Genomic DNA, 12,208 nt, shown 5'->3' on the forward strand with positions numbered 1-12,208 from the left:
CAGCGGCGACACCGGCGCAGTGGCAGCGGTGGCGCCGCCGTTCGGGCAGCGCTGGTTCAGTGACCCGACACGCGCTGGGCGCGGGCCAGTTCCATGGTCTCCAGCATGAGTTTGCCGACCGCCTCGGTCTCGGTCAGGAACCCGTCGTGCCCGTCCTTGGAGTGGATGACCTCGAGCCCCTTGGAACCGGGCAGCAGATCGGCCAGCTCCTGCTGGGTGCGCAGCGGGTAGAGCCGGTCCGAGTCCACCCCGCCGATCACGCACGGCACCGGCGTCGAGGCCAGCGCCGCCGCCACGCCGCCGCGGCCGCGACCGACGTCGTAGCGGTTCATGGCCTCGGTGAGCAGCACGTAGGTGGCCGGATCGAAACGCGCGATCAGCTTGTCCGCCTGATACTCCAGGTAGCTCTGTACCGCGTAGCGGCCGCCCGCGCGCGGATCCTCGTCGCCCTGGCCGTGGTTCTCGAAGCGGTGATCGAGCTCGCCCTCGGTGCGATAGGTCAGATGCGCGATGCGGCGGGCGATGCCCATGCCGGTCATGGGCGCGCGCCCGGTGCCGTGGTAGTCGCCGCCCTGCCAGTCCGGATCGGCCTGGATGGCGGCGATCTGGGTGGTCTGGGTGCCGATCTGGTCGGCGGTGGCGCGCGCGCCGACCGCCAGCACCAGGGCCGCGCCGACCCGTTCGGGCCGGCCGATCATCCACTCCAGCACCCGCATGCCGCCCATGGAGCCGCCGATCACGGCGGCCAGGCGGTCGATGCCGAGCAGGTCGAACAGCTTGGCCTCGGCGGTCACCTGGTCGCGGATGGACAGCGCGGGGAACCGTGTGCCCCACGGCTTCCCGTCCGGGGCCAGTGAGGACGGGCCGGTGCTGCCCTTGCAGCCGCCGAGCACGTTGGTGGCGATGACGCACCATTCGCGGGTGTCCACGGGCGCGCCGGGGCCGACGATGCCGTCCCACCAGCCGGCCTGGTTGTGGTGCACGTCGGCGGGGCCCACCACGTGCGAGTCGCCGGTCAGCGCGTGCTCCACGAGCACCACGTTGTCCGCGTTCGCCGATAGTTCGCCCCACCGCTGGACGGCCAGCGTGGCGTCGGGGATCACGGCCCCGCTCTCGAGTTCCACATCGCCGATGGCGATGCTCCCGAGCGTCCCGTCGGGCGGCGGCAGCAACAGCTCCGCCGCGTGCCGGGACGTTCGCGATTCGATGTTCACGGTCAACTTGCCGCCGCCGTCAGTCCGGCACGCAAGTCCGCCAGGATGTCGTCGATGCCCTCGATGCCCACGGCCAACCGCACCAAGCCAGGCGTGACACCGGAGGCCAGCTGCTCGGCGGGGGTCAGCTGGGAATGCGTGGTGGATGCCGGGTGGATGACGAGCGAGCGCACATCCCCGATGTTAGCGACATGGCTATGGAGCACCAGCGCCTCCACGAACTTCTTGCCCGCGTCGACCCCGCCGGCCAGCTCGAAGGACACGATGGCGCCCACGCCCTTCGGTGCCAGCTGTTTGCCCCGCTCGAACCAGGGCGAGGTGGGGAGTCCGGCGTAGTAGACCTTCTCGACGCCGGGCTGCCCGGCGAGGAACTCGGCCACCGCCTGCGCGTTGGCCACGTGCCGCTCGATGCGCAGGCTCAGCGTCTCGAGGCCCTGCGCGATGAGGAACGCGTTGAACGGCGACACCGCCGCGCCCAGATCGCGCAGCAGCTGCACGCGGGCCTTGAGCGCGTAGGCCGGAGCGCCGAGGTCGGCGAAGACCGCGCCGTGGTAGCTCGGGTCGGGGGTGGTGAAGCCGGGGAAGCGGGATTCGCCCGCTTCGTTCTGCACCGTCCAGTCGAAGGAGCCGCCGTCGACGATCACGCCCGCGACCGCGGAACCGTGCCCGCCCAGGTACTTGGTGGCCGAGTGCACCACGATGTCCGCGCCCAGCGCCAGCGGCTGGATCAGGTACGGGGTGGCGACGGTGTTGTCCACGATGAGCGGCACCCCGGCGGCGTGCGCGACCTCGGCGATGCCCGGAATGTCGAGGACCGAGCTGCTCGGGTTGGCGACGGTCTCGCCGTAGAACGCCTTGGTGTTGGGTCGCACCGCCGCGCGCCACTGCTCGAGGTCGTCCGGGTCCTCGACGAAGCTGACCTGGATGCCCAGCTTGGGCAGCGAGTAGTGCAGCAGGTTGTAGGTGCCGCCGTACAGGTGCGGGCTGGCCACGATGTGGTCCCCGGCCTCGGCGAGATTCAGGATCGCGTAGGTCTCCGCGGCCTGCCCGGAGGCCAGCAGCAGCGCGGCCACACCGCCTTCGAGGGCGGCGATGCGCTGTTCCACCGCGTCCTGGGTGGGGTTCATGATGCGGGTGTAGATATTGCCCGGCTCGGCGAGTCCGAACAGCGCGGCGGCGTGGTCGGTGTCGCGGAACGCGTAGGACGTGGTCTGGTAGATGGGCAGGGCGCGGGCTCCGGTGGCGGAATCGGGAGCCTGGCCGGCGTGAATCTGTTTGGTCTCGAAGGACCAGTTGGCCGGATCCAGGGTGTCGTCAGCCGAGACGGCCGCGGGCGCGGTCGAGTCACTCATGTGTTCTGCTCCAAAAACAAGGTCGCCGAATGGCGGAAGTTTGACGTTATCGAGAAGCGAATGGGCTTCGACAACAACACATTTCGGTAGACCTCCTAGTTGCGCTTGCGTTCGGCCCTCGAACGCCCGGTCTGCACCCGGAGCACCCCACCGCAGCTGGAGGGTTGCCGATCAGCAAGCCGGGGCCTTAACGCTGATGCTCTTGACCTAATGCGGGATTCTAGCGGCCGTCCGGCCCGATCTACGCAGTGGGGTTTGTCGCATTCTTCGTGGGATTTCCCCCGTTTACGGGGGGAAATACCGTTGCCGCACCGCAACAGACCCGCCGGAATTCGTCGAATGCCGCCTGGACGCTGTCGGCGAGCATGCGGGCGCTGGTGGCGGTCGTGCACCCCGGGAACTCGTCCTCGTCGGTCTCGCACTCCATGCCGACCCGCACGATGCCGTGCCAGGTGGTGGCGATGAGTCGCACGGTGAGGTGGTCCTCGGGCAGGCGCAGGCGTTCGGCCAGCACCGCGGACACGGCCCGGGTCTTGGTGTCGGCCGATTCCATGCTGACCGCGCGCACGGCGACGCTGTCGCGGGTGATGCGCTGCATCTGCTGGAACCAGCGGAACGGCACGGGCGTGTCGGAGTCGATGATCTGGTCCACGACCGCCAGGAACGCGCCGAACAGCGCCTGCATCTCGTCGCCGGTGATCGGCTGGGCGCGCAGCTGATCGGCGAGGGCTTGTCCCCAGCCTTCGATGGGGGCGATGACGATCGCCTCCTTGCTCTCGAAGTACCGGTTCACGGTGCGCGGGGAGACGTCGGCGGCGTCGGCGATCTGCTCGACGGTGGTGGCGTCGAAGCCCTGTTCGTCGCACAACCGCAGGGCGACGTCGATGATCCGGGTCCGGGTCTGCTGCTTCTTGCGCTCACGCAGGCCGGGGCGGTGACGCGAGATCACACCGATGTGACTTGACAACTCCGACATCCCTCCATCGTAGATCCTTGATGCGTTTTCCTGTCCCAGTATGACAACTGTCGCGGTGCGACATTTTTCCCTTGACGTCAATTGTCGGTTGGGGTCACTATGGTGATGCTGCCTTCGAACTCCAGAGGAGAGGCTCATGACCGTAGCGACGGACGCTCTCGGTACAGACGTAAAAGCAAGTCCCGCAAAAGATTCCAGGCGTTGGTGGGCGCTCGGCGTAATCGCCATGGCGCAGCTGATGGTGGTCCTGGACGCCACGATCGTTACCATCGCCATGCCGTTCGCGCAGCAGGATCTGCACATCAGCGACGGTGACAAGCAGTGGATCTTCACCGCGTACACCCTCATCTTCGGCGGTCTGCTGCTGCTCGGCGGCCGCCTCGCCGACTATCTGGGCCGCCGCCGGATCCTCATGGTCGGCCTGATCGGCTTCGCCGCGGCCTCCGCGCTGGCCGGTCTCGCGCAGAACCAGGCCGAACTCTTCGCGGGCCGCGCGCTGCAGGGCGCGTTCGGCGCGCTGCTGGCCCCGGCCGCGCTGTCGCTGGTCTCGGTGACCTTCACCGAAGCCAAGGAACGGGCCCGGGCCTTCGGCGTGTTCGCCGGTGTGTCGGCGGCGGGCGCCGCGCTGGGCCTGATCGCCGGTGGCGCGCTCGTCGAGTACGCGAACTGGCGGTGGTCACTGCTGGTGAACACCCCGGTCGCGCTGCTGGCCCTGGTCGGCGCGTTCGCCTTCGTGGTCAAGGACGTGCCGGCGCCCCGCACCGGCGGCTACGACCTGCCCGGCGCGGTCACCGTCACCCTCGGCCTGATCTCGATCGTGTACGGCTTCAGCCGCGCGGCCTCCGACGGCTGGACCGCCTCCACCACGCTGGCCCTGTTCGTGGTGGGTGTGGCGCTGCTGGCGGCATTCGTGGCCATCGAGGCCCGGACCGCGAATCCGCTGCTGCCGCTGCGCATTCCGGGTGAGATCAACCGCGGCGGGTCGTATCTGATCGCGCTGCTGGTGCCGATCGCCATGTTCGCCATGTTCCTGAACCTGAGCTTCTACCTGCAGATCGTGGAGCACTACTCGGCGCTGAAGACGGGTGTGGCGTTCCTGCCGTTCCCGGCCGGAATCGTGGTGTCGGCGGGTATCGCCTCGGCGGTGCTGCCCAAGATCGGGCCGCGGCCGCTCATGCTGGCGGGTTCGGTGCTGGGCGCGGCGGGCCTGGTGTGGCTGTCGCGGCTGGAGTACGGCGACAGCTACGCGACCGCCCTGCTGCCTGCCATGATCCTGATCGCGCTGGGCATGGGTGCGCTGTTCGTGTCCATGCAGACCACCGCGCTGCACCAGGTCGATGCCGAGGATTCGGGCGTGGCCAGCGCGCTGCTGAACGCCGCCCAGCAGGTGGGTGGTTCCATCGGCACCGCGCTGCTGACCACCATCTCGGTGCAGGTGGCCGAGCGGTACGTGCGCAACAACATGACCGTCGACCACGTGATGGAGCGGGCCTCGATCCACTCCTACAACGTGGCCTTCCTGATCGGCGCGGTCTTCTTCGCGCTGTGTGTTCCGATCGCGGCGTTCATGGTTCGCGACAAGCCGCAGAACCTGCTCGAGGGTGACGAGCACGCCGTGCACGTGGGTGTGTGAACCACCGCCGGTGATTCCGCGCCGTGCCCGCCGCGACTCTCGCGGCGGGCACGCGTCGTTGTCGGCCGCAAGTCGGCGGCAAGTCGCGGCGCATCGCCCTGGCCGACAGTACGACCATGACGATGACGAAAGCGCCCACCGCGGCCGATCCAGACCTCCGGCTGCGCGCCAGCGCGCTGATCGCCGGGGGCGTGCTGTTCGCCGTGGGCAATGCCCTGCACCCGCTGGAACATTCCGAGGCGGCCGAACAGTCCGCCACCTGGGCCGCCGCCCACCTGACTTTCAGCGCCGGCGCGATCCTGATGGCGGTGGGCCTGCCGGTGGTGTTCGCCGCCTGGCGAGACGGAGATGGCTGGCCCGCCAAGGTTTCCGCGGTTGCCCGCGTTCTGCTGTTCGTCGGGCTCACCGTGGCGATCCCGGTCGGTGCGTACCACGAGATCTATGTCGCTCCGCGCCTGTCGCACCATGAGCAATCGGCCATCGAGGAGGCCGCCCTCCCGGTGAACGGACCGCTCGCTGCCGCCTTCCTGCTGGGATTCATCCTGCTGGCGGTGTGCGCGCTGGCGGCCCCGCGTCCGTTCCTCGGCCGTGGGGCCGCGGTCGCGCTGATCCTCGCGGTGGTCGCGATGGCCGGGGCCGAAGGGCTGCCGGGCGCGGAGGGCTGGTGGATCATCCCCGGCACGATCGCCGTCGGACTCGTTCTCGCCCTCGGCGGCATCCGAGTGCTCCGACTGCCCACCGGGCCATGACTGCCGCCTGGCGATAGCGGTCGCCCGCGTGCCTGTCTCGGGCACGCGTGGGCGACCGGTGCGTTGCGCGGCATCGGCGGTCCAGGTCGGCTTCAGTCGTTCGCCGTGTTAGCGAATGGGCTGTCGCAGCCGATGTATCGCCCGTGGTGTTCGTGGAAGTGCTGGGCGCACTACGGGTGACGGTGGACGGTCGGCCCGCCCCTTTGCGCGGGCCGAGGCAGGGGGCGGTGCTGGCGCGCCTGGTTTCGGCCGGGGGCGAGGTGGTTTCGGCGGATCGGCTCATCGAGGATCTGTGGCAGGGGGAGCCTCCGCCGAAGGCGTCGGGGGCGTTGCAGGCGCACATCTCGTATCTGCGGCGGGCATTGGAGCCGGATCGGCCGCCGCGCGCGCCCGCCGGAGTGCTCGTGTCGCAGACCCCCGGATACGCGCTGCGCCTGCCGGTTTCGGCCGTCGACGTCTGGCATTTCGACCACCTGGTGTCCACCGCCGCCACCGAATCCGATCCGGCCGCCCGGCACCGCCTCCTCGATTCCGCGCTGGCGCTGTGGCGGGGCCCCGCCTACGCCGCCTACGCCGACGCGGCCTGGAGCGCCGCCGATATCGCCCGCCTCACCGATATGCGCTGGACCGCCGTGGAACAGCGGGCCGACGCCGCCCTCGCCCTGGGCCGCCCGGAGGAGGCCGTCGCGGCCCTGCGCCGCCTGGTCGACGAACACCCCGAACGCGAAGCCGCCGTCCGGCTGCTGGCCCTCGCGCACTACCGCCAGGGACGTCAGCTCGAGGCCTTGGCCACGCTGCGCGACCTCCGCGCCACCCTCAACACCGAATTCGGCATCGACCCCAGCCCGCCGGTGCGCGAGCTGGAAGCCGCCATCCTCGCCCACGATCCGGCCCTCGCTCCGCCCGCGCCCGCCGAGCCGTTCGCCGCGGAATCAGGTTCGGCACGTTCACATTCCACCGATGACGTCGCGGCGACGATCGCATCGGTGGTGCCCGATCGGCCGGAACCCGTGTCACCGGTATCCGCCCCGGTCGGCTATGCGGGTCAACGTGGGGCCTTGCTGTCCGCCGCCCGTGAAGCCGCCGGCGGCCGCGGCCGATTGGTGTGGCTGGAAGGTGAGGCCGGAGCCGGCAAGACGACACTGGTGCGGTCGGTCGCCGACGAGCTGGCCGCTGCCGGCTGGCGGACCGCGGTCGGCCGCTGCCCCGAGGTCGACGGCGCTCCGGCGGCCTGGGCCTGGATGGAGCTGACCGGTGAATCCGGCAGCAAGGCAGCGGATCTCGGCGCGGACGCGACACCGTTCCACCTGTCGCTGGCCGTGGTCGACCGCTTCGCCGAATGGACCGGACATCCCATCGATACCCCGGGTGGGCGGATGAGCCCCGGCTCGGTCGTCCCGGATACACCGAGCTCGGTCGATACGGCGAGTGTTGCCGGGCCGGTGCTGGTGGTGCTGGAGGACGCGCACCGGGCGGACGGCGCGACCCTGCAGATCCTGCGGCAGGTGGTGGCGTGGTCGGCGCAGGCTCCGGTGCTGTTCGTGGTGACCATGCGCGGATCGGAAGTGGGGGACGAGGTTCGGGCCACGTCGGCGGCACTGGCGGCGGTGACCTCGGGACGGCTGGAGCTGACCGGGCTCGACCTCGAGGCCGTGCGGACGGTTGCGGGGGCGGCTGGTCTGCGCGGAATCGACAATGCCACAGCCGAATTGGTGCGTGATCGCACCGGCGGCAATCCGCTGTTCGTGGCCGAGTTGGCGAAACTCGCTGCCGCCGAAGGAGATCTGCTGGCGGTGCCGGCGGGAGTCAGCGATGTGCTGCATCGCCGGATCGCGCGGCTGCCCGCCGAGGCGGCGCGCATGCTGCGGCTGCTCGCGGTGTGGGGCGGCGAGTCGGATTTCGACGCGCTGCTGGAGCTGACGGGCGAAACCGAAGGGGCCCTGGTCGATCTGGTGGACACCGTGGTGGTGGCCGGACTGCTGCGCCTGGAGTCCGGGGGCCGGATCCGCTTCGGGCACGCGCTGACCCGGGACGCGGTCTACGCGGGTATCCCCGCGCTGCGCCGGGGCCGCATGCACTGGTCGGCGCTGCGGGTGGCCGAACAGGTGAATCCGGTGGATCCGGCGCTGCTCGCCCACCACGCCCTGACCGGCGCGCACGCGGGAACCGCCGGGGAGGCGCTGGGGTACGTCCTGGCCGCCGCCCGGCAGGACGGTGCGCGCCGCGCGTTCGCCGAGGCGGAACCGCTGTGGCGGGCCGCGCTGGATCTGCACACGCTGGCGGGCCATCGCGAGGACGGCCCCGATCCCGTTGTGGGCGCGGCCATTCTGGAAGTCCGCTGCGCCCTGGTCAACGCCCTCGCCTACCGCGGCAACGACGCCGCCGCCCGTGCCGAGCGCGCCGCCGCCCTCGACCTGGCCGAGCACCTCGCCGCGATCACCCGGACCGGTCCGGCGTCGACCGATCACGGGTCGGCAGCATCGGCCGGACATGAATCGTCCGCACTGCTCGCGTCGGGGCCGCACCTATCGGCCGCACGCGGATCGGCTGCGGCGGCGTCCGGTGAAATGGCCGACCGGAGCTCCGGCGCCGCGATGGATCCTGTCGTGCCGGGTTCGGGGCGGGCGCGGGGCGAATCATCGGCTGGGTGGGGGTTGGCCGACGAGTCTGCTGGTCCGGCAGTCGATCCCGTCGCGATGGCGCTGGGTTCGTGGCGGGCGCCGTTGATCTGGGGCACGCGGGACAAGCGGCTGCCGGACGAGCGGGTGATCGGTGCGCTGCGGGCGGCGCTGGCGCGGCCGCTGCCCGACGGGGTGCGGGTGCGGTTGCTGGTGGCGCTGGTCGTGGAGGTCGAAGGCGATGATGATCCGCTGGCGTTCGCCGCGTCGGCGGAGGCGGTGGCGACGGCGCGGGATCTGGGTGATCCCGAATTGCTGTGTGCGGCCTTGAATGTCCGGGCCTATGTGGCGCTCGGCCCGGATCTGTGGGACGAGCGGGCGGGGCTGGCCGACGAGCTGCTGGCGGTGTCCACGGCGGCCGGTTTGGTCGAGTACCAGGCGGTGGCGCATTTCCTCGGGTGCCTCATCGCCGGCGCGGACAATGATCTGGTGCGGGCGCGGCGCGCGGCCGAGCGCGGTCTGGAGTGCGCGACGGGCGGTCAGCTGCACCAGATGCTGATCGTGCTCACGCTGTTCGATGCCGTGCTCATGGTGTCGCGCGGTGATCTTGACGCCGCCGAGCGCGCGTACGCCGATGCCAGCGCGCGCCTGGTCGCCGCCGGCGCGGCCAATGGCGCGGAGCTGCTGATCGCCGGGGCCATGATGCTGGGCTGGGCGCGCGGCGACCTGTCGGCCCTGGTGGAGCCGATGGCGCAGGTCCACGCGGTCTCGCCCGACGCGCTGGCGCTCGCGTACGCCCTGGCCTTGCTCGACAGCGGCGACATCGATACGGCGCGTGCGGTTTTCGCTGCCGCCGCGCCGATCCGGCGGGATCACTACTGGTCGGTCATGGCGGTCTTCCGCGCCCGGGTCGCCCTGCGGCTCGGCGATCTCGCCGCCGCCGCGGACTGCTACCGCGACATGCTCCCGCGTTCGGGCACGGTCGCGGGCCTCGACACCGGTTCGGTCGTCTACGGTCCGATCGACACGGTGCTGGCGGAGCTGGCCGACGCGCTGGGCGATCCGGAGGCCGCCGCCGCGCACCGAACCCGCGCGACCGAGGTCGCCGCCCATCTCACCGCCCAGCTCGCCACGCTCCCGCCGACGGGCGCGAAGTAAATCGCGGCTCTCCCGAGGGCGGGCGCGAACCGACTCGCGACTCTCCTGACGGCGGGTGCGAACCGACTCGCCCCCCTCCAGATGGCGGCGCGAACTGATCGGGAGGGCGCTCGGCCGTGCCCGCCCGGTCAGCTCCCGGCGATGAGGGCTTCCCGTCGCCGATGCCCCCGCCCGAACCAGCGCAGCATGAGGCTGAGCACGAGCCCGCCCTCGGCGTTGGCGCGCTCCCATTCCTCGGGCGTGCACATGCCGAACATGCGCGGCAGTTCGAAGCTCATGGTCGCGCCCTTGCGGGCGGCGGCTTCGACGGCGCTCCACTGCTTGGCGTCAAGGTGGGCGGTGATCACCGGGAAGACGGTGTCCTCCTCGTCGGCGATGTGTTCGGTGAGCAAGGCGTTCAGGCGGGCGAGGTGGTCGGTGAGCGCCGCCGCGGATCCGTCGCGGGCGAGTTCGCGCGCACCGGCGCGCACGCTGTCCAGGATCGGGTCGAGCTGGGCGTGGTCGTCCTCGAGTTCGCGTACGTCCACCGCGCCGGTGTCGCGCAGCAGCGGCCACAGCACCGCGTCCTCGATGGTGTGGTGATGGTGGATGCTGTCGCAGAGCAGCAGCAGGTATTCGGCGATGGCCGCGGCTCGTCGTGGCGGGCAGTCCGCGCGTCCGGCGGCGATGTCGCGGGTGAGGTCGGTGAAGCGCGCGGTGTCGGCGATCATGGCGCGGTGGGCGAGGCACATGCCCAGCAGGTCGGGCTCGGTGGTGGTCGGCATACTGGAGACTGTGGGCCCGATCACTTGCACCCTACTTGCGAGTAACTGAGGGCAGGTTCCCGCACAGCGGGGGCTGCCCGCGCGGTGAGGTCCATAGCAGCAGTACGCTTGTCTTGCTTGACGCCACATCGGACATGGACCTGGTACCACAGGTCCGGTGCCGGGAGTCATGCGTATACGTTGTCTGTTGAACAGCTGGGGTCCGCTACAAGCGGTGCTCACCGGCCGTGCAATGGGAGCACCACCTTCCTAGGAGGACACGAAGATCCATGTCCAAGATCAAGGTTGAAGGGACCGTCGTCGAACTCGATGGCGACGAGATGACCCGGATCATCTGGCAGTTCATCAAGGACAAGCTGGTCAATCCGTATCTCGACGTGAACCTCGAGTACTACGACCTCGGCATCGAAGCCCGCGACAAGACCGATGATCAGATCACGATCGACGCCGCGAACGCCATCAAGAAGCATGGCGTCGGCGTCAAGTGCGCGACGATCACCCCCGATGAGGCGCGAGTCGAGGAATTCGGCCTCAAGAAGATGTGGCGGTCGCCGAACGGCACCATCCGCAACATCCTGGGCGGCACGATCTTCCGCGCCCCGATCATCATCTCGAACGTTCCGCGTCTGGTTCCGGGCTGGACCAAGCCGATCATCATCGGCCGTCACGCCTTCGGTGACCAGTACCGCGCCACCGATTTCAAGGTGCACCAGGCGGGCACCGTCACCCTGACCTTCACGCCCGAGGACGGCTCCGAGCCGATCCAGCACGAGGTCGTGCGCATGCCGGAAGACGGCGGCGTGGTCATGGGCATGTACAACTTCCAGGAGTCCATCCGGGACTTCGCGCGGGCCTCGCTGAACTACGGCCTGCAGCAGAACTACCCGGTGTACATGTCGACCAAGAACACCATCCTCAAGGCCTACGACGGCATGTTCAAGGACACCTTCGAGGAGGTGTACCAGACCGAGTTCAAGGACGAGTTCGACGCGGCCGGTCTGACCTACGAGCACCGCCTGATCGACGACATGGTCGCCTCCGCGCTCAAGTGGGAGGGCGGCTACGTCTGGGCCTGCAAGAACTACGACGGCGATGTGCAGTCCGACACCGTGGCGCAGGGCTTCGGCTCGCTGGGTCTGATGACCTCCGTGCTGCTGACCCCGGACGGCCGCACCTGTGAGGCGGAGGCGGCGCACGGCACCGTGACCCGTCACTACCGTCAGCACCAGCAGGGCAAGCCCACCTCCACCAACCCGATCGCCTCGATCTTCGCGTGGACGCGTGGCCTGGCCCACCGCGGCAAGCTGGACAACACCCCCGAGGTGATCGGCTTCGCGCAGACCCTCGAGGACGTCGTCATCAAGACGGTCGAGTCCGGTCAGATGACCAAGGACCTCGCGCTGCTGGTCGGCGGCGACCAGGGCTACCTGACCACCGAGGAGTTCCTCGGCGTGCTGGACGCCAACCTGGCTCGCGAGATTCGCTGAAACCCCCACTCCGGGTGGACGTTCCGACGTCCGAGGAGAGCCGCGCGAACGTGAACAGCGCGAAGCGGTGACGATGGCGGCCGGGACCACAGTCCCGGCCAGAACATCCACCGCGCCCAACGGGCACCTGCCCCCACCGGAACCGGTGGGTGGGCGGGTGCCCGAACTGTTTCCGGGAACCTCATTTCCGGAGGCAGGCTGACGGGTCGGTCGGTCAGTGAGTGAAATCACTGGACCGGACGGTATCGGGATCGTTC

Annotated in this window: 8 protein-coding genes and 1 riboswitch; of the genes, 4 read left to right on the top strand and 4 right to left on the bottom strand. The window is 69.9% G+C overall.

Translation table 11 applies throughout. From position 1 onward, the window contains the following. Positions 1–56 precede the first annotated feature (56 nt). From ACFYTS_RS24320 to ACFYTS_RS24330, 3 genes are all read right to left on the bottom strand, one after another. On the bottom strand, positions 57–1,220 hold the full coding sequence (locus ACFYTS_RS24320; RefSeq protein ID WP_387307371.1) for a homoserine O-acetyltransferase: 1,164 nt from the start codon (positions 1,218–1,220) through the stop codon (positions 57–59). Beyond that, positions 1,217–2,566, bottom strand: coding sequence for a bifunctional o-acetylhomoserine/o-acetylserine sulfhydrylase (locus ACFYTS_RS24325; RefSeq protein ID WP_357282232.1), 1,350 nt, complete (start codon positions 2,564–2,566; stop codon positions 1,217–1,219). The genes ACFYTS_RS24320 and ACFYTS_RS24325 overlap by 4 nt, the downstream gene beginning before the upstream one ends. Before the next feature lie 96 nt (positions 2,567–2,662). Beyond that, a riboswitch (SAM riboswitch) is annotated at positions 2,663–2,774 on the bottom strand. Positions 2,775–2,807: 33 nt separating this feature from the next. Beyond that, on the bottom strand, positions 2,808–3,542 hold the full coding sequence (locus tag ACFYTS_RS24330; protein WP_357282231.1) for a TetR family transcriptional regulator: 735 nt from the start codon (positions 3,540–3,542) through the stop codon (positions 2,808–2,810). 136 nt (positions 3,543–3,678) lie between these two features. Between ACFYTS_RS24330 and ACFYTS_RS24335 the strand changes: the two genes are divergently transcribed. From ACFYTS_RS24335 to ACFYTS_RS24345, 3 genes are all read left to right on the top strand, one after another. Continuing rightward, positions 3,679–5,175 carry an MFS transporter gene (locus ACFYTS_RS24335; protein ID WP_357282230.1) on the top strand — a complete coding sequence of 499 codons (1,497 nt, stop codon included), beginning with the start codon at positions 3,679–3,681 and terminating at the stop codon, positions 5,173–5,175. A 116-nt stretch (positions 5,176–5,291) separates the two neighbouring features. After that, positions 5,292–5,924: a hypothetical protein gene (locus ACFYTS_RS24340; protein ID WP_357282229.1), complete on the top strand. Its 633-nt coding sequence runs from the start codon at positions 5,292–5,294 to the stop codon at positions 5,922–5,924. A 143-nt stretch (positions 5,925–6,067) separates the two neighbouring features. Next, entirely contained in the window at positions 6,068–9,700 is a 3,633-nt protein-coding gene (locus tag ACFYTS_RS24345) for a BTAD domain-containing putative transcriptional regulator (protein ID WP_387307374.1), read from the top strand. Between the two features lie 128 nt (positions 9,701–9,828). On the opposite strand, the gene ACFYTS_RS24350 is transcribed toward ACFYTS_RS24345, so the two are convergent. Continuing rightward, positions 9,829–10,464: a hemerythrin domain-containing protein gene (locus ACFYTS_RS24350; protein ID WP_387307376.1), complete on the bottom strand. Its 636-nt coding sequence runs from the start codon at positions 10,462–10,464 to the stop codon at positions 9,829–9,831. 269 nt (positions 10,465–10,733) lie between these two features. Here ACFYTS_RS24350 and ACFYTS_RS24355 point away from each other — a divergent pair, with 269 nt between their 5' ends. Then, entirely contained in the window at positions 10,734–11,951 is a 1,218-nt protein-coding gene (locus ACFYTS_RS24355) for an NADP-dependent isocitrate dehydrogenase (protein ID WP_357282226.1), read from the top strand. The last annotated feature ends 257 nt before the right edge of the window (positions 11,952–12,208 follow it).

Source organism: Nocardia sp. NPDC004151, from assembly GCF_042874235.1.
Lineage (GTDB): Bacteria > Actinomycetota > Actinomycetes > Mycobacteriales > Mycobacteriaceae > Nocardia.

Coding starts and splice junctions, on each gene's coding strand:
- ACFYTS_RS24330 (WP_357282231.1), bottom strand. CDS start 3,542: ATGTCGGAGTTGTCAAGTCACATCGGTGTGATCTCGCGTCACCGCCCC.
- ACFYTS_RS24335 (WP_357282230.1), top strand. CDS start 3,679: ATGACCGTAGCGACGGACGCTCTCGGTACAGACGTAAAAGCAAGTCCC.
- ACFYTS_RS24350 (WP_387307376.1), bottom strand. CDS start 10,464: ATGCCGACCACCACCGAGCCCGACCTGCTGGGCATGTGCCTCGCCCAC.
- ACFYTS_RS24325 (WP_357282232.1), bottom strand. CDS start 2,566: ATGAGTGACTCGACCGCGCCCGCGGCCGTCTCGGCTGACGACACCCTG.
- ACFYTS_RS24340 (WP_357282229.1), top strand. CDS start 5,292: ATGACGATGACGAAAGCGCCCACCGCGGCCGATCCAGACCTCCGGCTG.
- ACFYTS_RS24355 (WP_357282226.1), top strand. CDS start 10,734: ATGTCCAAGATCAAGGTTGAAGGGACCGTCGTCGAACTCGATGGCGAC.